Origin of the sequence: Labrenzia sp. PHM005 (assembly GCF_006517275.1) — a bacterium.
Classification (GTDB): domain Bacteria; phylum Pseudomonadota; class Alphaproteobacteria; order Rhizobiales; family Stappiaceae; genus Roseibium.
Genome location: NZ_CP041191.1, coordinates 2858965 through 2883983, shown reverse-complemented (window position 1 = coordinate 2883983; position 25019 = coordinate 2858965). Strand labels below are relative to the sequence as shown.

Below are 25019 nucleotides of genomic sequence, written 5' to 3'. Positions count from 1 at the left end.
TTTAGCCTGCCCCGAACTGTGCTAATTGCGGAAGAAGGCCTTGCCACTTTTGCGTATGAAGCCAGCCGTTGTAACGGACGGCCCCGGACTTTGAATAAGCCTGGTTTTGAGTCATCGACGCGCGTTCAAAATGATACAGACAGATGTCTCCAAAATAGTGATTTTCCCGACCGGCATTCAAAGCCTTCAGGCAAAGATCAGAATCTTCGAAATCGCCCACCACAAATTCGTCACAGAAGCCGTCAAGTTCCTCAAACAAGTCCTTATCCATCATGAGACAAGCGCCTGTTACCCCTTGAACGGACCGGTTTTCAAGTGCGCCCGGAAAGTCCCCTGGATAGCCTTTAAAATAGTGATGGTTCGTATACCAGGGCAAAAGATCTTGCTCAGAATAGAGGCCTGCATGCTGAAGAGAGCCATCGGCATATAACAACCGCGGTCCTGACGCTCCAACGGATGCGACAGATTTGTGCTGCGAGATCCAGTTTGAAATCCAACTGCTTTGTGTTGGCACAACATCTGAATTAAAGAACAATAGAAGGTCTGAAGAGGCCACGCTTGCGCCCAGATTGGATGCACCGGCAAAGCCAGAATTCTTGGAGTTGACCACCAGCCGGACTGGGACCTTATAGATCCGCAAGAGCCCTTTGATGAGGTGTTCGACAGCCGCAGCATCCTCTGGGCGATCCAGCACATAAATCACTTCGACATTCTTGAAATCTTCATCGAAGAAAAAATTCTGAAGTTGCGCTTTGATAAATCCGTACTCTTTGTAGAGCGGAATAATCAGCGAGCAGTCGGGCTCATCGAGGGAATGATCAAACTCCACGATATCCGACACCTTGGCCGGTTCGATATAGGTCTCATAAGCCTTATGCAGCGAGGGACCGATGACCGATCCCAATATGTCCGGCGTCAAACAAGCAGGTGGCAGGGATGAGAGTATTTTCGTCCGGGCTTCATAGAGGTCGCCCGCCCAATAAGGGGAAATGATTGGAGCGATCATTCCCGATGCCAGCTTCACTTGACCACGGATTTGCGTGTTGTACCTGCCACCGCGTTTCACAGGAACCAAAGCGCAGAATTTGTTCTTCGCACCGGCCGGGCGATGCATGAGCGGGTCCAGAGCAACGGTCTCACCAAACGCGGTCCGGATCGTAATTGCCTCAATGAGGCCAGAGCTGTCTTTATACTCTCCAGCGACAAATATGGCGTCTTCCAGCCCAACCACACAGTCAATCACAAACCGGACATCGTCCCGCCAAGCATATTCTGCCGGATTGATATTTTGCATTTTCTGGAGGGCTGAAAAGGCTTTCAATTGCTCCGGGCATCCACCTAAACGTGTCAAGAAGTGCCCCAGCTTCTCGCGCTGATTGAGAACCTCTTGAGACGGCTGTTTTGCGGATTTTTGAAAGTAACTTTCAGAAGAAGTCGATCTTTTAAGCCGGTAAAAGGCTCCCTCCCCGATCAAAATCGTTTCTTCGTCCTTCTCAGGCGTTTCGGAAAAATACCAGGCACCGTCGCGTTCACCGTTGAACCCGCTGGCATGTCTCACCGGTTTCAATTCACCTGTGATGGTGGAAACAGAAAACGGCTCCATGTCCTTGCGAAGCGGCACTTCGGTAAAGGATATGCCCTCAAATACGTTGTGCGCGTCGCCGAGCAGATCGGTGGCTTGCTTTTTAATATAATGATTTAGATTTGGACCGGAGCGGCTAAACAGCCGCGCCAGGATTTCTACCTTCGATAAACCGGCAAACTGGTCGCCTGTGTTGGGTGTTGCGGTCTCCGGATAATCGCCGCTTTCAATTACCAACACCGGGCGCCCGGTTTCCCGTCCACCAAGGACGGCTTTGTTCTGTGCCTGCGAATAGAGCTGCTTGGGGAAACAGAGGATCAGATACCGCGGTCCGCCTGGGGGGCTGTAGACTGTGTAGGAAACATTCAGATGTTTCAGAACATTTTGAATGAGCGGTGCAGGGTCGCCATCAATTTCGCAGACCACACCAATCCGGTTCTCGTCGACCAAAAAGAAAGGGGCAGCGGATTGCAAACGTGTCGTTACAATCCCACCGCCCATTTCAATTCCAATAACGCTGTCACTCACGTCACTATTCTACTTCGCTGTCAAATATCAGCTTCAAGAATTGTCGGTGAAGAAGCTATCGTTCACGCTAGAGGCGCTGACACCGACAAGCGTCACGGTATTGCCGGAGGAGAACGTCACGACGGCATTGCCATCTGCGTCAGACGATACGCCGGTCACAAGATCCGCGGCCGTTGTATCAAGGCCGGTGATATCAAGTGTGTCTGTCCCAGCTTCAAAGTCGGTGATGCGGTCATTTCCACTGTCGGCGCCAAAGATGAAGGTATCTTCGCCGGCACCGCCGGTCAGGGTGTCGTCATCGGCACCGCCCGAGATGATGTCATTACCCGTGCCACCGTCGATCGTATCGTCACCAAGACCGCCGCGCAGCGTGTCATTGCCGGCACCGCCATCCATGGTATCCTGCGCAGATGTTGCACGGCCCTCGCTTCCACCATGACGGAAGGCATGGCCATAAGCTTCGCTGACATCACCAGAAACGGCTGCTTCAACGTCCGGGTTGGCATCCAGATATTTCTCGATCGAGATATCTGCCGCAGGCTGGCGCCCTTCAAACTGTCCAAACAGGATGAAGTGCTCAAGGCCCGATGAGAACATGCCGCTTTCAACAGCCGCAGCCACATCAGCGTTTTGAGCAAGATAGAAGTCGTTGTCGAAGTTGGCGTTCGGTGACCGGCCTTCAGACAAACCGTGCAAGGTGAAGTGTTCGTAGGCGCTGGAGAACCCACCACTGGTCACAGCGTTGGCAACATCCGCGTTGTCACGGAGATATTGGTCGCTGTCGAAGTAGGATGGCGCCGTTCCGTCGGATTGCGCTGGGTTTGCACCGCCTTGCGCCTCCGATGCCGCTGCATTTCCGCCCTCAGCATCGGCAACATCGTCGCCGTCTCCGAGCAGAATGTTGTTTTCTCCACCGGTAACGCGGACGTTATCGTTGCCGCCGCCGGTGACAATCCGGTCATTGCCGGTACCGGTTGTGAAATCTTCCGATCCTTCACCGCCGATAAGCGTGAAGTCTTCGGTCAGGCCGGAGCCGTCAATCGTCCGGTCTCCACCACCCTGAATGAAGATCCCATCAGATCCTTCGTCCGAGAGGGGGCCATTCACATTCTCTCCGGGATCAAAAACGTCATAGACGACAGCCGGGGCCTCAACGCCAGGGATAGGGTTTCCGAGTGGATCTTGTCCGTTGGACGGCCCTACCAAGTTGCCGTTTTCGTCAACCTCAAACCCGTCAAGGATGGAGTTTACTTCGGTCTGCTCTTCCTCAGAAAGGAGAAAAATGTTCTCCGAGAGAGCCTCAGTCCCAATGGTCATAATACTCAACCCTAAATATAAATATCAACTCATACTTGAGGTAATTGAATCCACAGGCGAATTGGTAAATCAAGTGAAAATTTTACGAAACATTAACCTACTGTTTTAAAACAATATTTACCACAACCGGTCACTCGCCCTGCAATGCAGCGCAACAGATTTTTCGCAATGCACATAAAAACGCCCCGAAAAGTACCCCTGAGGCATCTGACAGTTCTAGGTTTTTTTTCCCATTTTTACAGGCATTCAGGGAGGCAATTATGTTTGCACGTCAACTTATTTAGCCAGGCAATTAACGCCTAGTACCACCCCTGTTTGAATACTAATGATCGGGAGTTGCAGAGAAATTTTTGCTAACAACCCCGTTTCCCGCTCGAGTTCCAGTTGTCTTTTGTCGGGACAACACGCCGGGTTCGTCACCTGGACAGTCTGGTCCGACGATGCACGGTATTAAGGCTGCTGCAGTTGTATTTGCGGCACGCCCAATCTTAACAACTCAGCTCTGACGCCTGGCGTCTCTCCCCCGATCCAGCCCCCTTCACGACCGGTCTTCATTTAATAAAGAACCACCCGATTGAATATGGCCCTGTTGAATCTGTCGATGAGACTTGGGCTGCCCCATGGTGTTGGATCGGCTCAGGCAGCAAACTTTCCGCAGCCTCTTGGTTACCACCACAGCTCAGGCACAGCTGTTTATTGGCCCTGTTATCGGTTTCCGGCCGCGCTCCGACTCACGGTTTCCTCACCGAAATTCCCAGTGTTTCCGGGCTGATATCGGCCTACGAGCTTCGCCTGAGAGGTGTTCTGTCTCTGGATCGGACGCCTATAGTAAACGCCACTTTTACTATTAATTTCCATTTACAATAACGAATACCTAACACGAGTAGTAGTTTTTTAAGTTTATTTTACGTTAATTCACAATTCAAATTATATTAACGACAACTTCCAATACGTATTCTATCTGCTTTTTGTTCACTTTTATTTTCACAACACCTGACATGATGAGCTCATCAAAAATCGATCAGGAATTTACTTAAAGAATTCCGATACAGGGACGGAGAATACTTTCTCCGAACGATGGCTCATGTGTGGATTTTGTCACCATCCAATGTGTGATGGCGTCGATCATTTCCGGGCATCTTCTGGAAATGACAGCGAGAATTCTGCGTCCAATTCCGGAACGCCAATCGACCAGATTATCACTCAGTTGAACCGGGGGGACTATTCCTGGACAACATCCGGCCCGATTACGTATTCCTTTGCGACATCCCTGCCGGCTTACGCGTTTGGCGAAGATCAGTACACCGGGTTCCGGGCATTTTCCGAGCAACAGGAAGTCATGGCCCGTTTGGCTTTGTCGACCTGGAGCGATGTCGCTGACATCACCTTTGAAGAGACCGTTGGCGGCGTTGGGGATATCAGTTTCGCCAACTCGTCCAGTCTCGCTTATTATTCCGCCGCGCACGCTTATCTGCCCGGCACAAGCGCGTGGTCTGGAGACGTTTGGGTCAACAGCACCGTTGGCTTCAACATCAATCCAGAAGTCGGGAACTACGGCTTCAAGGTTCTGGTCCACGAACTCGGTCACTCGATCGGGCAGCTGCATCCAGGTGACTACAACGCCGGAAGCGGCCGGTTGTCCTACGCACGGAACGCCGAATACGCGGAAGACAGCCAGCAATATTCCATCATGTCTTATTGGGATGAAGACAACACGGGTGCAGAGTACGGCACCTCTTATGCTCAAACCCCAATGCTTCATGATATTGCGGCGATCCAAGCCAAGTATGGCGCCAACATGGAAACGCGCACCGGGGATACCGTCTACGGCTTTAACTCAAACACGGATTCTCCGTTGTTCGATTTTGCGCAAAACAGAGAACCAGTCCTCTCGATCTGGGACGCTGCCGGGATCGACACGCTCGATTTCAGCGGCTTTTCGGAAGATACGGTTCTGGATCTCAATCCCGGCGGATTTTCCAGCACGGCTGGCCTTGTTAACAACATCTCGATCGCTTTTGGCGCTGATATCGAAAACGCGGTGACAGGCAGAGGCAACGACGTCATCCTTGGGAACGCGCTAAACAACGTCGTTGATGCCGGTGCAGGACGGGACACCTTTGTTATCCAAGCCGATCAGGACGCTGCCACGGTTTATGTCTTTGATACGCGCCCGATTGTCATTCACAGCGCTCAAGGCACTGATCAACTCACAAGTATCGAGACCATCTCGTTTGCCGATATCGATGTGGACGTTGCCAGCCAGACCAGCATCTCGCTTCTAGAGTATGCGGCCAGCCATGCTGACGTTGCTGAAGCGTTTGGTACGGATGAGGACTTGCTCTACACCCATTTGGTGGAACACGGGCTTGATGAAGGCCGGACGATCGACTTTTCCGCTCTGGATTATATCGCCTCCCACCGCGATCTCATTGAGGTTTACGGGGCGGACATAGAAGCCGGTGTGCTGCACTATCTGGAGTTCGGCCTGGCGGAGGGCCGCGGGATCACCTTTGATGCGGCCGCGTTCCTGGATGCAAACCCGGATCTTGTCGACGTTCAAGGCATGAGCCTCTCCGCCGCACAGCTCTATATTGAGATGTGATCGCACGACCGGCGCGTCAAACAGTTGGCGGACGTGGTGACTGCTCCCGCCAAGAGCCAAAGGTCTGACAAAAACCGAAAGCTGAAGTCGTTTAGGCCAATGGCAGTGGCATGAACTCAATAGTGCTGGGATCGGCCACACCAATGAGCGTGAGGCTGGACCCGTCGTCAAAGCTGATCAAGGTGTCATCACCGGTTGTCTCGACGACCGCGGCCACCTGAAGATCGGCATAGCTGCCGATATCCAGGGATTGCATCCTCAAAATGTCCTCAGTGACATTGAAGTCCTGAATGACATCCTGGCCAAATCCAAGGGCAAACCCGAAAATGTCCTGGCCGTCGCCGCCGTTCAAAACATCGTTGCCACCTGCACCGACAAGAACATCATTGGCCGCCCCGCCAACCAATTGATCGGCTTGATCCGTCCCCAACAATAGCAGCGGTTTATCAAGGTTGTCAGTTGCCCCGCTTGAGGGCGCTTCTGCGTCAAGCGGCGCGCTCTCCATCGGCAAGCGGCCTTCCTCCTGGCCGAAGACGATAAAATGGTAATAGGGGGTCAGGTCAGACGCAGCCACGTCCGGATTTTGGCTGAGATAATAGTCCGCATCAAACAGTGGCGACGGCACCCGCCCTTCAAAGAGTCCGTGCTCCAGGAAATGCGTGAACGCGTCCATGCCGGAGGCAACGACGTCGGGGTTCTGCGCCAGGTAATAACTGGTATCAAAATAGGGGCTCGGATCCCGGCCGCTCTCAATGCCGAAGGTTACAAAATGAAACCACGGCTCCAACCCGGACTGTTCGACGTCCGAATTATTCGCAAGATAGTGGTTAGCATCAAAAATACTTTGAACAAACTCAAACGCGTCCATTCCAAACTCCGCCGATTTGGATCAAGCGCTGGCTGCCGGAAATTGGCCTCGTCCTGCAACCGCAAATTTAATGCAACTTTAACAGTTAATTTAAGAATGTCTTAACTTACCTTAAAACTTGGTTAATCAGCATCCGAAACCGCCAGAAAAACACGGCTTCAAATTGATGGTGAGGCTGAAAGACCAGCTGTTTTCTTGGCCAAGACTGGGATCAAGAGGATGACAGCTGCCTTGGCTCAGCGAGTAGCCGGAGGACCTAACCATTCCTGGCGCGCAGCAAACAGTCCGACTGAGAAAACTATTGCAGCTGAATTTGAGCGCGTTGATTTTTGGAGCCGGCCTAAACGGAACACCTCATCCCCCCCACCAATCCGCAGCGGGTCCTTTCAGAGCCCCTTCGCCCCACGGGGTTATTCGCGGCCGCAGGACTTGGAACCACGCGGTGTTTTTCAAAACACGTTAGATTGATGTTTATGATTATGTTTGTGTACTGGCCCTCGTAGCCTATTCAGATCTGTTACGGCCAATGACAGCTGGTGACGGTTTCATCAGATACTGCAATTCGTTGGAAACAAAATAGTCTGACAACTTGTGACGAGGCTTACGGCCGTTTCCATTTCAGAAAAAGGAGAAGAGGTTTGCCCCGCGCGGAAAACCGCATCCGCAAATGGGCTCGCGAAATCGGTCAACTTGCTTACACAGTGCTTACACAGGGTAAGTTTCAAGCCTTGGAAAATACCTAAGTTATTGATATTATTGGTGGGTGAGTGGGGGCTCGAACCCCAGACCCGCTGATTAAGAGTCAGCTGCTCTACCAACTGAGCTACACACCCACGTCGGCTCTGTGCGAGATGCGCCGCCTGATTGCGATCATATACAGCTGCACCTTAGCCAGCGCAATGTTTTTGTGACTGTTTTTCCATCGGAACTTCCGATGAACCACAAACCCTCCGATCCCCGTTCGTTTGACCTTTATCAATCCATAGCCATTGAGATTTATTTAGTGTAGCTCGTATCGAATCCTGTGGCCTGCCCGTGCTGCGGGTGAATACATGAAGCCCTTCACCGGAACCTGGAATGACGCTTATCCCCTCTTCAGGCAAACATCTGAAATATAGGGAATTCATAAGCTGGACCGCTACGGTTCTGGCTTTGATCGGGCTTGCGGTATTAACCGCATTTCCCGTCCTGACGGCCCCGCGCGTTGTTGCCGCTGCGCAATCCAATTTTGAGTTGGCGCAATACCGTCTGCCGGACGGCTCTCTGCCATATATTTGTGTCATTGGCGCAGGCGATTCTTCCCAAGAAGACGGCTCTTCACGCCACTGTCCGCTTTGCACATTGTGCGAAGCCTCCATCCTTCCCTTCGAAAAAATCCAGCCGGCGTATTTTCTCCTTGAACGCCGTGGATTGCCCCTACCCCCGGCCCGGATCGCAGTTGTTAGTCACGCTTCTGGTGGTCTCGGCCCGCGCGCTCCTCCAGCCGCCGTCTGATCTCATTTGAGATGCCTGCCCCTTGTCTGGCAGGCTCCTAATCATTCCCAACATGTGATCACGGATCAATCGAGATGCCGCGTGTGAAACCGCGAGCGTCTTGCGGAGTTTTATTAGATGAACACCTCCACTGCCCAGGCCGCCATTGCGGCCATTTTATTTTCCACCTCGATGGCTCAGGCGCATGCGACGCTTGAGGTGAAAGAAGCAACGATCAACAGCTACTACAAGGCGGTTATGCGCATTCCGCACGGCTGCGACGGCCAAGCCACACTCAAGGTCAAAATCTCGGTGCCGGAGGGCATGATTTCGGTCAAACCAATGCCCAAAGCTGGCTGGACGCTGGAGACCGTCAGCGGCGACTATGCCCATGAGTACGAATTGCACGGCCGCAAGATCACGTCCGGCGTCCAGGAAATTGTCTGGTCCGGATCCCTGGAAGACAGCCATTTCGATGAGTTTGTCTTCCGCGGCCGTCTGACAGACAAACTCCCGGCCGGCCAAAAGGTCTTTTTCCAAACGGTTCAAGACTGCGCCGATGGCACTGTCGCCTGGTCGGAAATCCCAGCCCCGGGTCAGGACCCGCATGACCTAAAGCGGCCGGCCCCTGGCTTGATGATCAATGCTGCGGCCCATGACCATTCCCATGCAATGCCAGCCCCCGGCAAAAAGGCGGCGCACAATAACTATGGAGATGCACACGAGATTACCCATGTTCTCAAAGCAGAGTTCGATACGCCCGAAACGCCTCTGACAGTTGAACCTGTTGTGATTTCCGGCGCGTGGGCGATCGCGGGCTGGTCGCAGGATGGCCGCGGCGGACGAGCTCTCATGAAAAAAGACAAGGACGGCTGGTACGTGCACATGTGTGGCGGCGAGCCGTTCAAACACGCCAAAACGTTGAGCCAAATCGGTTTGCCTCACGATGCGGCCATGTCGCTGGCCTCCGATCTTGCAGACGCCGAAAACAAGCTCGCTCCGGCTGTGGTTGCCATGTTCGACGGGTTCGGTGAAGCCATTGAAATTGGGCGGACCGGTCACGGCGGACACGGTGGCCATGGCGCTCACACGCAGTCGAACTAGTCGGTTCCCCCGGGCACCAACTGGAATTTCGGGGCAGTCAATACTGCCCCGTTTTTTCTAAGCCACAGATTTCCTTAGCAGAGTTTTTACAGTGCAATTGGGGTGTTTGGCAGGAAAACACCCCGATCTTCATGCGTTCAATGAACTGAAATTTTCAAAAACATTGAGCCACTTTGACGCAACAAATGTATTTTTTTGGCTTGACCGCAGAAACCGCTCTCACTAGGGTGCGGCGCATCAAAGCCGGTGGGAAAAGACGGGTTTGATATCCAACTCCGTTTGCGTCAGAAAGCTGCGGGTGGATCTGGCATCAACCGCCAGGCTTGCTTTTTCGGATCGGGTCAACGACCTGCAACTTCGAGGAACCGGGACGACATGATGATGTCTCTCATTCTAGTAGTGGTGGAAATGCGCGCCCCGGCGGGATAATCCCGACGGACAGGATGGCGCGCGACCAAGGCTCCCCCAGGGGCCTTTTTTTGTATCCGCCGCCTGACGCCGCTTCCCCAGTTCCTTGTAGGTGCAGCCAGCTGCCCGGCATCAAGACCTATAGAGCCAGGCCCGAAGACGGGCATAAATGTAAGGACGTTAAGAGAATGACACGGGAAATGACCGGCGCCGAAATGGTCATCCAGGCGCTGAAAGACCAGGGAGTTGACACAATCTTCGGCTACCCGGGTGGTGCTGTGCTTCCCATTTATGACGAGATCATTCAGCAGGACGGCCTTGAGCACATTCTGGTGCGCCACGAACAGGGCGCCGGCCATGCGGCGGAAGGGTATGCCCGCTCCACCGGCAAACCCGGCGTTGCCCTGGTCACCTCCGGTCCGGGCGCAACCAACATGGTCACGGCCCTGACCGACGCCATGCTGGACAGCATTCCGCTGGTCTGCATCTCAGGCCAGGTTCCGACGCATCTTATCGGCAACGACGCTTTCCAGGAATGCGACACAGTCGGCATCACCCGGCCCTGTACAAAGCACAACTGGCTGGTCCGAAACGTCGACGATCTGCCGCGGATCCTGCATGAGGCCTTTTATGTCGCGACCTCCGGCCGTCCGGGCCCGGTCGTTGTCGACATTCCGAAGGACGTCCAGTTCGCCACCGGCACCTACCAGGGCCCGACACCGAACCCGGCGGCGGCCCACAAAAGCTACCGCCCGCAAGTTAAAGGCGATGCCGCCTCGATCAAGATGGCCGTTGAAATGATGGCCGCGGCCAAGAAGCCGATTCTTTATACAGGCGGCGGCGTCATCAACTCAGGCCCGCAGGCAACCCAGCTGCTGCGCGAATTGGTCTCCCTGACCGGATTCCCGATCACTTCCACCTTGATGGGTCTTGGGGCTTACCCTGCTTCCGGCGACAATTGGCTCGGCATGTTGGGCATGCACGGCACCTATGAAGCCAATATGGCCATGCACGACTGTGATCTGATGGTCTGCATTGGCGCCCGCTTTGACGACCGGATCACCGGCCGGACAGACGCTTTCTCACCGGGGTCCCGCAAGATCCACATCGACATCGATCCGTCTTCCATCAACAAGACGATCAATATCGATCTGCCGATCATCGGCGATGTTGGGCATGTTCTGGAAGATCTGGTCCGGATCTGGCGCACCTCGTCCATAAAAGCTGATGCTGGTGCGATGAAAGGCTGGTGGAGCCAGATCGATGCCTGGCGGGCGCGCAATTCCTTGGCCTATAAGCCGAACAATGACGTCATCATGCCGCAATACGCGATCCAGCGGCTGTATGAGCTGACCAAGGACCGGAAAACCTTTGTTTCCACCGAAGTCGGTCAGCACCAGATGTGGGCGGCGCAATTCTATGGCTTTGAAGAGCCGAACCGCTGGCTGACGTCCGGTGGTCTCGGCACCATGGGCTACGGCTTGCCAGCTGCGATCGGCGCGCAGGCAGCGCACCGCGATGCCTTGTGCATTGATATCGCCGGCGATGCCTCGATCCTGATGAACATTCAAGAGATGTCGACCGCCGTCCAATTCGGCCTGCCGGTCAAGGTGTTCATCTTGAACAACCAGTACATGGGCATGGTCCGCCAGTGGCAGCAGCTCTTGCACGGCAACCGCCTGTCCCACTCCTACACTGAAAGCCTGCCGGATTTCGTCAAGCTGGCCGATGCTTATGGCGGGGTCGGCTTCCGGGTGGAAAAACCGGGTGATCTGGATGGAGCGATCGAAGAGATGATTGCTGTCGACAAACCGGTTTTGTTCGACTGCCGGGTGGCGAACCTGACCAACTGTTTCCCGATGATCCCGTCGGGCAAGGCTCACAACGAAATGCTTCTGCCGGATGAAGCCAATGACGAAGCGGTTGCCAACGCGATTTCCGCTGAAGGCAAGTCCCTCGTTTAAGGCTTGAAGGCAAAGGATTAAAGACATGAACGCACAAAACGTTGACGCTCTCTCTGCCTATTTCCTGGCCGAGGTGAGCAATGAAATCGAAACTCACACCCTATCGCTGATCGTGGACAACGAACCGGGCGTTCTCGCCCGGGTGATCGGCCTGTTTTCCGGCCGCGGCTACAACATCGACAGCTTGACAGTGTCGGAAACCGAGCACGAAAAACATCTGTCGCGGATCACCATCGTGACCACCGGTACGCCGATGATCATTGAGCAAATCCGCCACCAACTCGACCGTTTGGTGCCCGTGCACCGGGTAACCGACTTGACCGTGCGGGCCCGCCGCGCCAATCAGGACAAGCCCTTGGAGCGGGAACTGGCTCTGGTGAAGGTCCTTGGCGATGGCGATAAGCGCCTGGAAGCCCTGCGTCTCGGCGATGCGTTTAAGGCGACCGTCATTGACGCCACAACGGAACACTTTGTCTTTGAAATCACCGGCCGGACCTCAAAGATCGAGCAGTTCATCTCGATCATGAAACCGCTCGGCCTGGTCGAAGTTTCCCGCACCGGTGTCGCTGCCGTTCAGCGCGGACCGGAAGGGCTTTAAGGAAAATACTCTCTCTAGCAGTAGTGGCCCCGGCATTCGCCGGGGCCATTTGTTTTTTGGTAAGACATTCCGAGCCGATCTGTCGGCGGCCGGACAGTGACCTTTCCAACAGACGTCATCCGGCCCCTGGTTCAAACGCTGTCAATTCCGGTATACTTGGCTGTGAAGCCAAGAACGTGGTCAGTTCAGAAAAGGGCATCGGTTCAGCGAAATAATACCCTTGCAGTCTGTCACAACCGAGTTTCGCGAGGATTTCGGCCTGTTCTTTTGTCTCAATGCCTTCCGCAGTGACCCCGAGTTCAAGCGCCTGCGCGATCTCGATAATTGACCTTATGAGGCGCAACCCACCGCTGCCGGTCGTTACAAGAGCGGCCAGCCGCCGATCAATTTTCAGACGGTCCGGGTTGATCCTCTGCAGGGCAACAACGGACGCATGACCACTGCCAAAATCATCAACCTCAATCGATATGCCCAGACCCCGGAGCTGATCCAGACGCTGCAAGAACGTGTCATCCTGCTCTTCCAGAAATATTGTCTCAAGAAGCTCAAAACTCACCTGGCCCTGATAGGCTTGGACCATGCGTCCAAGTTCATCTATGTCGGTCAGGTTGACCCTGTCCTCACTGACATTGAATGACAGCGTGATAATGTCTGAAGCTGCCGCTGGTAGGCGTCGCGCTTCGGCAAGCGCACGCTCGAAGACTTGCCGATCAATATCACCGGCAACACTCAGATCCGCGGCGAAGGTCAGGAATTCACTCGGCGCGACGATGCCTTTTTCCGGGTGGAGCCACCGTGTGAGAACCTCAACACCAACAATCTGGCCAGTCCTCGAATCCACCTGCGGCTGATAGTAGGGCACGAACTCGCCCTGCTCCACAGCGCGCAGGATATCATCGGCGAGCGTCTTTGCGTTGCGGACGTCCTCCAGATCGGAATGGTCAAACATCTCCGCGCGTCCGCGACCGCGGTGTTTGGCCTTGTAGAGCGCCACATCCGAGTTTGTTAGAAGGTTTTCGACCTCAGAAAGCGGTGTCTGCGCAATCCCGATGGATGCCCCAAAACGGCATTCCTTTCCGTGGGTGTGCATCGGCCGTGCCAAGTCTTTCAACAGAACCTCGGCCAGATCCGCAGCCCGTTTCGGATCATTTGCCAAAGGCACCAGAACAACGAATTCGTCGCCCCCAATTCGGGCAACCTCTTCCGATCCGTCCAGGACAAGCCTGATCCTCTTGGCCACTTCCACCAGCACATCGTCTCCAGCCCGGTGCCCCATCGTGTCATTGATTTGCTTGAAACGGTCCAAATCAATGTGCAGCGCTCCGATTTCTCCCCCAGTCTGACTGCGTCTTATTGTGAACTCTTCCAGTTGTTTTGCGAGATACCTTCTGTTGCCAAGTCCTGTCAGATCATCATGGAGCGCCATATGGGTGATTTCAGCATTCGCTTTCTCCAGCGCCCGGCTCTGGCGCACAAGTTCGGTCGTATCGATCCGCAGAATGACCAGGTCGCCATTCTCGACCCGGGACCGCAACAACCGGTGATGAATGTCACCGGGCAACTCCAGGTCCTGCACCGGTTTACTAACGTCCATGCTTTGATGCGCGTCGGACATCCACTCTTCTTCTCGTCCGACCGCATTGGCGATCTTTCCGGCGCGAACGGCGATGCGAGCGACTTCCGTCCGGTGCATTCCGACTTTTAGGTCATCCGGATTGTTGGACATGGAGACGCGGTAGGCGTCATTGCACACCACAAGGCAGTCATCGGAATCATAAATAACAAAGGGAGCAGGATAGGCATTGAGCGCTGCGATCAGCCTTGCCTGTACGGCTTCAGCAGCCCGTTTTTCGCGCACAAGTTCTGTTGAATTTAGCCGGATCACGACGTAATCACCATTTGCAGCGCGCGAACGAATGAGCTTGTGGTGCACATCACCAGCCAGTTCAACATTCTCCGCCACTTGGCTCAATGAGTTCGGCGACAGGATTTCTTCTATCCAGGCCTCTTCCCGCCCAACAGCCGCCGGATATCTGCCGTGCTCGATTGCCAGCAGAAGCACGTCCCTCAGGCGCATTCCCTCGACCAACTCGCTCGGATTATCGGTGACCGAGGCAGCATACCCATCGTTGCGGTAGACAAGCCGCAAGTCGGCATCATAAATGACGATCGGATCAGGGTGAGCATTTAACGCCCCAAGGATACGCTCATACGCCGCCTTGAGCGCTACGGGATCCTCTTGTTTGGCGCCAAGCTCTTCGTCCGCACCTTTATGCCGCGACTCTGCCCGTATCGACAGGTTCTCGGAAACGTCGCGGTAGGTCACACAGCTGTAGAGTTTGTCGGTTTCATCATCCCTAAAGGCGAAGCCTGCGGCGCTGGCCTGAAACATCGTCCCGTCGGTATGTTTCAATTCGGCCGCTTCCTGCAACTTTCCGGATGGATCTTGAAGAAGACCACGGTGCATTGAGGCACACGGAATAGAGTTGTCGACGACCAATTCTTCAAAAGGCCCAAACAGGTCAGCGAAAGCGTCGTTGATATAGACAAGGTGAATGTCCGCAGAACCGTCGTCCCAACAACAAACCGCGACGGCGTCACAGGTCAGATCAAGAAAGGAGTTTTTGAGTGCGTCCAATCCGGTGCTCGCTTTTTCGGCCCATCTGTCTCATTTGCCGACATCCCTCAGACAAGGTTTAAAGTGAAGCAAACAAAGATCCAGACCTTCAAGTAAAAACAATCAACATCTATCGGTAATTATTACAATCATAATGGAAATATTTTAGCCTACCCAGCCAATAAACAAACTCTTGGCCGCCACTCCAACAGGACCCGCAACCGGTGCGTTTGTTCATCGATGCCTTTACTCGGAGGTGTTCGTCAAACATTCCTTGCTCAACCATAAATCTGGCCAGGCTGAAAACTCCGCCGGCCAATACGACCCCTGAATATGATTGGACAAACGCGTGTTCGCGCTGAAAGCTATCTTGCCTTCCCCGGACAAGCGTGTTTACCTCCGCCCGTGGTTCCGCCGGACGGTCATGGATGGTGGATTAAAAGGGAATACGGTGCGGTGTAGCCATCAGGCGCCAAATCCGTAACTGCCCCCGCAACTGTGAGCGGAGAGCAACCTTGAAGTGACCACTGGAGCGCCAGCTCTGGGAAGGTTCAAGGTTTGCAGAGACCCGCAAGTCAGGAGACCTGCCGCACACCATCAACTTCAACCCGGGCGGGGTGCCCCGGACAGGAGCAGGACCTTATGTATCCGCTTATCAGGATCAAACTCTGCCCATGTTTCCACTGCCCCGCCAATGTGCGGAGGGCACTATGGAGACATCAAGACACACCTCACACCGCATCACGGTGTGCACGTCCTGCAGACACAAGGGCAGCAACTGTAAGCCTGGTTATGACCTGATTGAAAAGCTGCAGGCCGCACTTCAAACGGCCGGCAAATTCGTCTCAGACGACTTTGAGATTTCCGGTGTTGCGTGCATGGCCGGGTGCAGCCGTCCTTGCACGGTAGCTTTTCACGGCAGCCAAAAGGCGACGTATCTGTTTGGTGACATCGATCCGGAGGAAGACGTTACGGATCTGATCACGTTTGCCCGGCAGTATGCGGAGTTGCCCGATGGCTGGTGCTCCTCCGGTGAGCGACCCGGAAAACTGCGCCGAACGGCGCTCGCGCGCGTGCCGGCTGCGATCATCGTCTCAGAAGAAACAGAGATGGCCGTTCAATGACGTCGGCCGCATCGCTGACCGTCACGGAGGCCAGCTGGGCCCCGCGCGGCACAGCCCCGATCCTAAAACCGGTCTCCCTGCACCTTGAGGCAGGGCGTGTTCTGGGCGTGCTCGGCCCAAATGGCGCTGGAAAGTCCACCTTCCTCAGGCTGCTGTACCGCTTTCACCGGCCGGACACTGGGCGGATCGAGATCGATGGTCAGGACATTTGGTCCCTGTCCGCAAGGGCGGCTGCCCAGCGCGTGGCAGCGGTGCTGCAGGAACAGCCGACGGACTTCGCCCTCACCGTCTTGGAAATCGTGGAACTCGGCCGCACACCCTTCCACGCACCTCTTGCCGGGCGCAGTGCCGACGACCGTGCGATCATTCAAGAAGCTTTGGACCGGCTCGACTTATCCGGTCTGCAAAACCGGAGGTTTGGCACCTTGTCGGGCGGTGAACGTCAGAGAGTTATGGTCGCCCGCGCTCTGGCACAGCAGCCAGGCCTGCTCATTCTCGACGAACCGACCAACCACCTCGACATCCGCCATCAGCTGGAAGTTCTGAAGCTGATCCGCCACCTCGACATGACCATCGTCACCAGTCTGCACGATCTCAACATGGCCAGCGCGGTTTGCGACGATATTCTGCTGCTTGATCAGGGTGTGGCCAAAGCCTTTGGTCCACCACACACGGTCTTGAGCGACAGGGCCGTATCAGCTGCATTCCGCGTTCAGGCGCAACGCCAAAAGCTGACACCGTCAAATACATCCCACTTCACCTATACGCTTTCCGATAAGGAACTGACATGAAACCAATCTTTCACGCCCTTGGCGCACTCACTCTCATGACAACTGGAGCATTTGCAGACACGACCGTACAAAGCTGCGATCGCACAGTCACGTTCTCAGAACCGCCCAAGCGCGCCATCTCCAACGACGTCAACCTGACCGAGATGATGCTGGTGCTTGGCCTGCGCGATCGCATGGTTGGCTACACCGGTATCTCGGGCTGGAAAACTCTGGACGAGGAAATGCGCGAGGGTGTCGCCGAACTGCCGGAACTCTCTGCCAAATACCCGACCAAGGAAGTCCTCATCGGCGCTGATGCGGATTTCTTTTTTGCCGGCTGGAACTACGGCATGAAAGTCGGGGGTGAAGTCACGCCAGATACACTCGCTCCCTTCGGGATTGATGTCTACGAACTCACCGAAAGCTGCATCCACATCGGCGAAAAGCCGAAAGTCTCGATGGAGGACATGTACAACGACCTCCTGAACCTTGGAAAAATCTTTGAGGTGCAGGGGCGCGCTGAAGATCTGGTCGCAGGCTACAAAGCCGAGCTTGCGGACTTTGAGAAAGTTCTGACCACCGGCAACGCACCACTGCGGGTTTTCGTTTACGACAGCGGCGAGGACACCCCATTCACAGCTGGCCGCTACGCCATGCCGACCGCGATGATTGAAGCAGCTGGCGGCAAAAACATTGTCGACGATCTGGAAAAGAGCTGGGCCACCGTCGGCTGGGAAACCGTTGTTGAACGCAATCCGGAAGTGATCGTGATCGTCAACTACGGGGATGTAACCGCTGCACAAAAGCGGGCCTTCATGATGGAAAACCCGGCCTTTGCAAACCTCGATGCTGTCAAAAACGACCGATTTGTTGTCCTGGAATACGTGGAAGCAACGCCTGGACCGCGCAACATCAAGGCGATCAAGAAACTGGCAAACGCCTTTTGGGGAGAGTGAACCATGCTTGAAGCCATCAAGGGGCCCAATCAGCGGAGTTGGGCTCCTCCAGCCCGGTTGCCAATGGTCGCGCTGATTGGATTTGGTGTCTTGATGGCCTCGCTCACTCTGGCCATCGGTGTCGGGGCTGTCCCGATCCCGGCCGCCACCGTTTGGGGGGTCATAGCGAACAAGCTAGCCCCCGGACTTGTCGAACAGACCTGGTCAGCCGGGCGCGAGGCAATTGTCTGGGATATCCGGTTTCCACGGGCACTTCTGGCGGTGATGGTTGGTGCAGGCCTGGCGCTGGTTGGTGCCAGCCTGCAGTCCGTTACCCGGAACCCGCTGGCCGATCCGCATCTGCTTGGGATTTCGTCCGGCGGAGCCTTCGGCGCTATTCTCGCCCTGCTCCATACTGGATTGTTTCTAGGAACCCTGACTGTGCCGCTGTTTGCCTTCGGTGGTGCTTTAATGGCAACCGCAATCGTTCTCGGCGTGGCACGGGTTGCAGATGCCTCTACTGCGGACCGGCTTGTTCTCGCCGGCGTCGCAGTCTCCTTCATCGTCATGGCACTTGCCAATACCTTGATCTTTCTGGGCGACCCACGGGCCACACATACGGTGGTGTTCTGGATGCTTGGTGGTCTCGGTCTTGCCCAGTGGTCTCAGCTCCTCTATCCGCTCGCGATCCTGACCACCTGCGGATTGTGGCTCTGGATCCGTGCACCGCAACTCAATGCCATGACCGTCGGCGACGAAACAGCGTCGACCCTCGGCATTGCCGTTGATCGCTTCCGCCTGGAAATCTTTGTTGTCGGCGCCCTGATTACAGGCGTCATGGTCGCCTTTTCGGGAATGATCGGGTTTGTCGGCTTGATGATCCCGCACATAGTGCGCATGGTTGTTGGCGGTGACTATCGAAGAGTTGTTCCGGTGAGCGCCCTTCTCGGTGCGATCTTTCTCCTCTGGGCCGACATCGCCGCCCGCACCCTCATGGCCCCGGAGGACATGCCAATCGGGATCGTCACCGGCCTCATCGGCGGCTGTTTTTTCATCTGGCTGTTAAGGCGGAACCGGAGCTGACGGACAAACCCGCACATTTGCCTTTAGAACCCTAGACGCGACATGGATCTGCGCGTATACGACACCGGCGTTCCGCACCGTGATCGGTGCATGACTCACCCAAATCTTCAGAAAAGACGTCAGACCCATGATGACCGGCCTCTCCCGCCCCAAAAACCAGATCCGCTGGCTGCTGCTGGAAGGCATTTCGCCGACTGCACAAGCGGTACTGGAGAAAAACGGTTACTCGAATGTCGAAGTGCTGCCTGGCGCACTGGAAAAAGATGCGCTGATCGAAAAGCTGCAGGGCGTGCAAATCCTCGGCATCCGCTCGCGTACACAGGTAACCGAAGAGGTTCTGGAAGCCGCAAAAACCCTGGTCGCTGTCGGTTGTTTTTCCGTTGGCACCAATCAGGTGGATCTCAACGCCAGCTTGATGCGTGGCATTCCGGTCTTCAACGCACCGTTTTCCAATACCCGCTCTGTTGCCGAACTGACGATTGCCGAAATCGTCATGCTGATGCGCGGCGTTTTTTCTAAATCAAGCGGGGCCCATGACGGCCGCTGGATGAAGACAGCCACCGGTTCTCATGAAGTGCGCGGCAAAACTCTCGGCATCATTGGGTACGGCAACATCGGCACGCAGCTGTCAAATCTCGCAGAAGCCATGGGCCTCAGGGTCATCTACTACGATACGATCGACAAGCTGCAGCACGGCAACGTCATGCCTGCCGACAGCCTGGAAGCCTTGCTCGCCGAGTCCGATGTCGTCTCCCTTCATGTGCCCGACACACCGGACACACGGGACATGTTCGGCGCCGATCAGATTGCCAAGATGAAGAAGGGCGCCTTCCTGATCAACAACGCGCGCGGCAAGGTGGTCGACATCGACGCTCTGGCTGCCGCACTCAAATCTGGTCATCTCGCCGGTGCCGCTGTGGATGTGTTCCCGGTGGAACCGAAGTCCAATAAGGATGAGTTCATCTCGCAGCTACGCGGCCTCGACAATGTCATCCTGACACCCCATGTCGGCGGCTCCACAGAAGAAGCTCAGGCTCGGATCGGTGAAGAAGTCTCCAAACGGTTGGTGGAGTACTCCGATGTCGGCTCAACGATTGGGGCGGTCTCCTTCCCGCAAGTTCAGCTGCCGAAAGGTACGGACGCCACCCGTTTCATTCAGGTGCACCACAATGCTCCCGGCGCCATGCGGACCTTGAACGACCTCTTCACCCGCCACAATCTCAACATCCACGCCCAGTTCATGCAGTCGCATCAGGACATTGGTTATGTGGTTTTGGATGTCGACAGCCCGGTGCAGGATCCGGTCAAGATCCTGGAGGAAATCCGGGCGTTGCCGAACACCATCCGGGCGCGGTTGCTTAACCGGGTTTGAAGACAAGAAATTGCTAAGAACAAAGAAAAGGCCCTGCGTTTGCAGGGCCTTTTTTGTTTATTCGACCGGATCAATCACCAACAGCAGACGCGGGCCGCCTTCCGGGGTAACTTCCGGCGAGCGGTGCAAAATGCCAGTGACGTCGTCGCCTTGCCACAAGGCGCCGCGGAACAGCCCGACCGCTCCGCGTTTCAATCGCCGGATCCGTTTGGGATCATGCTCTGAGCTGGCCGGCACATATTCAGTTCCCGCCCCGCGATAGGTGCACAAAAGCCGCGCTGGAACGCGATCAATGTGGAATTTCGGACACATCACTTCGTCGGCCACATCCAGCCTGACCCGGACGGTTTGAACGTCCAGTATTCTGGCCATCATGACAGCAAGCGCACCAACATCGCTCGCCAACGTGTCCCGTTCAGGACAAGCCGCAAGACCAGCGGTTTCACAGGCCGTTATGACCGCAGCCTCTGCCAGATGGACCGGGACCACGGTGCGCAGATCCGGCAGGTCGTCCATCCCGAGCTGATCAATCCAGGAGTTGAACGCCGGTTCCGGCGTGCGTTGCCAGATCGCCGCCGCAACGCCCGGCGACCCAATTTCGCACAAGATATCTGCGTCCCGCGCCATGAAAACATCGGCAGCGACCGGACGGCCTGATTGCTCGAGGGCAAGGCTCATGCCGCGGTCTCCTGCCGGCGGAACGCAGGAAACGGATCGGCAAGCGATTTAAACGCGTCAAGATCATCGCCTGCGTCCAGCGGGATCAGGCACGCATCGAGACGCTCCTTCAACGCAGGCCAGTCAATTCCAGCGCCGATCACCACGATTTCCTGGCGCCGGTCACCAAAGGGTTCGGCCCAATTTGCCTTGGCATAGGCATGGGCCCGCTCATCATCCGGCCAGCGGTTCATCGGCACGGACGCCCACCAGGTTCCAAGCGGACTGATGCTGGAGAGAGCACCAGCCAGCGAAAACTCCAGAACCCACTCCGGACGGGTCCCGATCCAGAAATGCCCCTTGGCGCGGATCACGCCCGGCATGGGACCATTTAAAAGCGCATGGATTTTTACCGGATCAAACGGCCGGCGCGCGCGGTAGACATAAGACGCAACACCATATTCTTCCGTTTCCGGCACATGGTCTGCAAAACCATAAAGTTCCTTGGCCCACATCGGATGTTCATGTGCCTTTTCAAAGTCAAACAGGCCCGTGTTCAGAATTTCAGCAGGGGGAACTTGCGAGAAATCCGTTTCGATGATTTTGGCGTCGGCATTGAGGCTGCGGATGATCTTGCGGGCAGCATCCACACGGGATGCATCGGCGGCACTGACCTTGTTCAAGACAACGATATCGGAGAACTCGATCTGGTCGGTCAAAAGATGTACCAGCGTGCGCTCGTCCTCTTCGCCAAGGGTCTCGCCCCGGTCACTCAGAAAGTCATGACTGGAGAAGTCTTGCAGCAGGTTTACCGCATCGACCACGGTCACCATCGTGTCGAGCCGAGCCACATCAGACAGACTTTCCCCGTCTTCATCACGGAACTCGAAAGTCGCGGCAACCGGTAGCGGTTCGGAAATGCCGGTCGACTCGATCAAGAGGTAATCGAACTTCTTTTCATCTGCCAAACGGCGGACTTCCTGTAGAAGATCATCGCGCAAAGTGCAGCAGATGCAGCCATTGGACATCTCAACCAGAGTTTCCTCGGTCTGGTTCAATTCCGCACCGCCGGACCGTATCAGGTCGGCATCAATGTTGACCTCCGACATGTCATTGACGATGACCGCCACCTTCAAACCCTCGCGGTTGTTCAGGATCCGGTTGAGCAAAGTGGTTTTTCCGGCGCCTAAAAAGCCGGACAGGACGGTGACGGGCAATCGGGTATCGGCCATAGAGGATCTCGCTACATTGAATGATGTAATGTTATTACGTTACATACCTCATACCGTGCACCCTCTGGAGCTGGCAAGCCTTTTGCGCCACTGCTCCACGAAACCAGTGCACGCAAAAGACTGCGCAATTGGCAGTATCAGCGATCGTGACTGCGCTATGTTTTTGAATTTCTTAGAGTTCAGCGTGATACCGACCGTCCGCGACGGCTTGCCATGCCAACGGCGGCAGGAACGGATTTCTCACAGAAAAGTTCCGGATAAGTTGAGCTGATCAGGGAAACGGCGGGCAGTTTTCGAGCACGTCCCATGAAGACCCGGCGGTCATTGCCCTCAAATGGTGGAACGAACCGCGCTTTGGCCTAGTCCGGTGTCACCACCTCAAGGGAGACATCGGCTTTACTCTTTGGCGAGCCGTCAGTGACCGTATCAAATGTGAGATCAAAACAGTAGTCGGCTCCCATTCCCGACTTCCTCAACAGGTACTTGGGAAGAAAGTATTTTTTGGGCGTATCTTCGAGCCCAAAGCCGACATTGGGGAAAAATCCGATAGAGGCGACCGGGTCTACCGCTCCAATGGCAGATCCGGTCTCATGAACCAAAATTCCTCCGCCACCACCATTACCAGGATGATATGAACTGATAACCAGTGCGAGCTTGTTATTCGGATCGGCCAATTGCTGCTTCAGCCCCGCGGTCTGCGGCAGGCAAACAGTCTGTATTTGGCCATCCGTCAATTTGGTAAAGCCATCTGGCGTTTTGCCAGAGTTTGTCTCACCGGCAGCCGACCCTGTTTCCGCTTGATTGGATTGGCCGGTTGCTTCGGTTTGCACTGGCCTTGGCACCGGTATTGCGGCTTCTGCGGTTTGTCCTGCGGACACCACATTGGACCCGGACAACAGGACCAGACTTACGATGAGAGACCGCAAGCTGATCCTGCCAACAGAGTTCAACCCCTTTGGGACTTCCATGACCTGTGTCATTCGTTTTGATCGCCTTCCAGGTTCATTACTTTCCCTTGTCAGCCATCATGAATCTAAGGTGCACTCACACAATCGCAACCTCAACAGAGCCAGGAACGATCGGCGCAGCGTCTTGGGGGCTGACCCCTTGACGCGGATACGCCAAGACCTGCACCACAATATCGTCGCCTGTCACCTGTCCCCGGCGGGCCAAACGCTGCAGAGCGCCGGTGAGGTTGACCAGATAGGAGCTAGGTTCTTTAGCCGTTCCGCCGTGGCCGTGACCAGCATGGTCGCCCGCCAAGCCAAAGAAGCCAAATGTCGTCACATAGTGCGGATCTGTGTCAGGAACTTCGAGCGATAGGTAATCGCAATTCACAAAGACCCTATATTCGGCCGTATCGGCAGCAGGGGCCGGTACATCCCGCAAGATAGCGATCACTTGTTTAGGAGCATCACCGATCTGACTGGAGAGCCTTAAGGTTTCGGTAGATTGCGGGCTTTCACCCAATGCGGCCGCAACCTGGGACGCGGAAACCGGCACTGCAATATCCAGCGGATTAAGCGCCGTGGCCGCAAGGAAGTTTGTTTTTGTTTGTGTAATTACCCCTTCCGGGGCAGGCCGGCCGGCCAAAACATCATTGAGACCGGTTGAGGACGCCCCCGGCCGAACCCGAGCCGCAAGAGCCAAAAGGCCAGAGGTTTCTGGCAGATTGTAGGTGTAACCAAGAGACTCATAGGCCTGAGTCTCGCCGGTGATCACCGTATAATCAGCACCATCCATTTTGCGGAAATTATTCGCAAACGGCATATCCGTCCAAAGCGACTCTTCTGTGTTCTGACGGCCCTGGCTGTTCCAAAGTGCCCAAAGCCGGTCGATGTTGCCATGATGCATAAAGAACAAAGGATCACGCGCGGATACGGCTGAGCACATCTGGCCACCAACAGCACAATGCACCCTGTTGTGTGGATTGGCTTCCAACGGCCCCGAAACACCGCCACCGGCCGGTATCCAGCTCTGGTCAAGATTGTTTTGAGATGGGTTTTTGGACGTGCCGAACACCTGGTACTCGGTTTCAGCCAGGATGTCGGTAATCACGTTCTGGCCTACCATATTGTCCGGCAGGCTGGCGGTCGCAGACATTGTCCGCGTGGCGTCATAGAGCGGATTGGGTTGACCATTGTAAGTTTGATCCGAATAAGCTTTTGGGATCTGCCGGTCGGTGGTCCAATCCCAATAGGGCATTGCGAACGACGCTTCCCCGGACCAATCCCTCACTGCCTGCTCATACATCGACACATAGCCGCGATGCCAAGGCAGAAAATACCAATCGCCATGTGGGCACTTGTTAAAGCCGCCGGTAGACGTTCCATGAATATTGGCAAACCCGATCCAACTGACCGGTTCGTTTTCTGAAATCCCTTTCATATGACCGACAAAATCACGCCAGAGGCTCAGATCCTTGTCGTCAAGCGGCATGCCACCAAGGCTGCGGCGGACTGGAAGCCCCGTATAAGCAACGGCTCGAACGCCTGGAACAACACCGGAAAAAGTAAGGGCAGCACCTGAAAGCGCGGCGGTCGTCATCAATTTTCTTCGCGTAATCATCTGTCGCCTCCTCCTTAGGTTCGGCAGAATACTTACGTATAGTAAACTTTGAGAGGTTTTTCTATCTTTAAGTGCAATTTCCAGAAAAACAACCAAAATACATCCGGTGATTGCTGAGTGGCAATCACCCACTAGAGTGCAAAATTCCGGCTGAATTCCGCGGAAACTGAGGTTGAGCAACAGCCAACTCGGATTAGATCAGGTCCTGGGCCGT

At 55.2% G+C, this 25019-nt stretch carries 18 protein-coding genes, 1 tRNA gene and 1 riboswitch; of the genes, 10 read left to right on the top strand and 9 right to left on the bottom strand.

The features are described from left to right. Position 1 precedes the first annotated feature (1 nt). Both FJ695_RS12925 and FJ695_RS28030 read right to left on the bottom strand, forming a co-directional pair. A complete protein-coding gene (locus FJ695_RS12925; RefSeq protein ID WP_141185835.1) occupies positions 2-2110 on the bottom strand; it encodes a glycosyltransferase family 2 protein in 2109 nt (702 codons plus the stop codon). Positions 2111-2143: 33 nt separating this feature from the next. Next, a complete protein-coding gene (locus tag FJ695_RS28030; RefSeq protein ID WP_168206352.1) occupies positions 2144-3427 on the bottom strand; it encodes a hypothetical protein in 1284 nt (427 codons plus the stop codon). A 1084-nt stretch (positions 3428-4511) separates the two neighbouring features. On the opposite strand from FJ695_RS28030, the gene FJ695_RS12915 reads away from it, so the two are divergent. Next, entirely contained in the window at positions 4512-6032 is a 1521-nt protein-coding gene (locus FJ695_RS12915) for a M10 family metallopeptidase C-terminal domain-containing protein (RefSeq protein WP_141185834.1), read from the top strand. A gap of 91 nt (positions 6033-6123) precedes the next feature. Here the strand turns inward: FJ695_RS12915 and FJ695_RS12910 are convergent, their stop codons facing one another. Beyond that, positions 6124-6900, bottom strand: a complete 777-nt coding sequence (locus FJ695_RS12910) for a hypothetical protein (RefSeq protein ID WP_141185833.1) — start codon at positions 6898-6900, stop codon at positions 6124-6126. A 757-nt stretch (positions 6901-7657) separates the two neighbouring features. Next, positions 7658-7733 (bottom strand) — tRNA-Lys (locus tag FJ695_RS12905). A gap of 244 nt (positions 7734-7977) precedes the next feature. Between FJ695_RS12905 and FJ695_RS12900 the strand changes: the two genes are divergently transcribed. The 4 genes from FJ695_RS12900 (at position 7978) to ilvN (ending at position 12447) form a co-directional block, all read left to right on the top strand. Further along, on the top strand, positions 7978-8394 hold the full coding sequence (locus FJ695_RS12900) for a hypothetical protein (RefSeq protein ID WP_141185832.1): 417 nt from the start codon (positions 7978-7980) through the stop codon (positions 8392-8394). Between the two features lie 117 nt (positions 8395-8511). After that, positions 8512-9477: a copper uptake system-associated protein gene (locus tag FJ695_RS12895; protein ID WP_141185831.1), complete on the top strand. Its 966-nt coding sequence runs from the start codon at positions 8512-8514 to the stop codon at positions 9475-9477. 596 nt (positions 9478-10073) lie between these two features. After that, positions 10074-11849, top strand: a complete 1776-nt coding sequence (locus FJ695_RS12890; protein WP_141185830.1) for an acetolactate synthase 3 large subunit — start codon at positions 10074-10076, stop codon at positions 11847-11849. A 25-nt stretch (positions 11850-11874) separates the two neighbouring features. Further along, entirely contained in the window at positions 11875-12447 is a 573-nt protein-coding gene (gene ilvN, locus FJ695_RS12885) for an acetolactate synthase small subunit (RefSeq protein WP_141185829.1), read from the top strand. Between the two features lie 115 nt (positions 12448-12562). Here the strand turns inward: ilvN and FJ695_RS12880 are convergent, their stop codons facing one another. After that, a complete protein-coding gene (locus FJ695_RS12880) occupies positions 12563-15085 on the bottom strand; it encodes an EAL domain-containing protein (RefSeq protein WP_141185828.1) in 2523 nt (840 codons plus the stop codon). A 368-nt stretch (positions 15086-15453) separates the two neighbouring features. Further along, positions 15454-15671: riboswitch (cobalamin riboswitch) on the top strand. A 103-nt stretch (positions 15672-15774) separates the two neighbouring features. On the opposite strand from FJ695_RS12880, the gene FJ695_RS12875 reads away from it, so the two are divergent. The 5 genes from FJ695_RS12875 to serA all read left to right on the top strand — a co-directional run bounded on the left by FJ695_RS12875 (position 15775) and on the right by serA (position 20348). After that, positions 15775-16188, top strand: a complete 414-nt coding sequence (locus FJ695_RS12875) for a DUF1636 domain-containing protein (protein ID WP_141185827.1) — start codon at positions 15775-15777, stop codon at positions 16186-16188. Beyond that, on the top strand, positions 16185-16979 hold the full coding sequence (locus FJ695_RS12870; RefSeq protein WP_141185826.1) for an ABC transporter ATP-binding protein: 795 nt from the start codon (positions 16185-16187) through the stop codon (positions 16977-16979). Before FJ695_RS12875 ends, FJ695_RS12870 begins: the two co-directional genes overlap by 4 nt. After that, positions 16976-17914 carry an ABC transporter substrate-binding protein gene (locus FJ695_RS12865; RefSeq protein ID WP_141185825.1) on the top strand — a complete coding sequence of 313 codons (939 nt, stop codon included), beginning with the start codon at positions 16976-16978 and terminating at the stop codon, positions 17912-17914. The genes FJ695_RS12870 and FJ695_RS12865 overlap by 4 nt, the downstream gene beginning before the upstream one ends. A 63-nt stretch (positions 17915-17977) precedes the next feature. Then, positions 17978-18976 (top strand): iron ABC transporter permease, encoded by a 999-nt coding sequence (locus FJ695_RS12860; RefSeq protein WP_209011128.1) that lies wholly within the window; start codon positions 17978-17980, stop codon positions 18974-18976. A gap of 127 nt (positions 18977-19103) precedes the next feature. Next, positions 19104-20348, top strand: a complete 1245-nt coding sequence (gene serA, locus FJ695_RS12855; RefSeq protein WP_141185823.1) for a phosphoglycerate dehydrogenase — start codon at positions 19104-19106, stop codon at positions 20346-20348. 57 nt (positions 20349-20405) lie between these two features. Here the strand turns inward: serA and FJ695_RS12850 are convergent, their stop codons facing one another. The 4 genes from FJ695_RS12850 to FJ695_RS12835 all read right to left on the bottom strand — a co-directional run bounded on the left by FJ695_RS12850 (position 20406) and on the right by FJ695_RS12835 (position 24805). Next, complete coding sequence (locus FJ695_RS12850; protein WP_141185822.1) at positions 20406-21026, bottom strand: DUF1826 domain-containing protein; 621 nt, start codon at positions 21024-21026, stop codon at positions 20406-20408. Then, positions 21023-22237 carry a GTP-binding protein gene (locus FJ695_RS12845; protein WP_141185821.1) on the bottom strand — a complete coding sequence of 405 codons (1215 nt, stop codon included), beginning with the start codon at positions 22235-22237 and terminating at the stop codon, positions 21023-21025. Before FJ695_RS12845 ends, FJ695_RS12850 begins: the two co-directional genes overlap by 4 nt. A gap of 359 nt (positions 22238-22596) precedes the next feature. After that, on the bottom strand, positions 22597-23217 hold the full coding sequence (locus tag FJ695_RS12840; protein ID WP_141185820.1) for a hypothetical protein: 621 nt from the start codon (positions 23215-23217) through the stop codon (positions 22597-22599). Positions 23218-23281: 64 nt separating this feature from the next. After that, positions 23282-24805 carry a tyrosinase family protein gene (locus tag FJ695_RS12835; protein ID WP_141185819.1) on the bottom strand — a complete coding sequence of 508 codons (1524 nt, stop codon included), beginning with the start codon at positions 24803-24805 and terminating at the stop codon, positions 23282-23284. Positions 24806-25019: the final 214 nt, after the last annotated feature.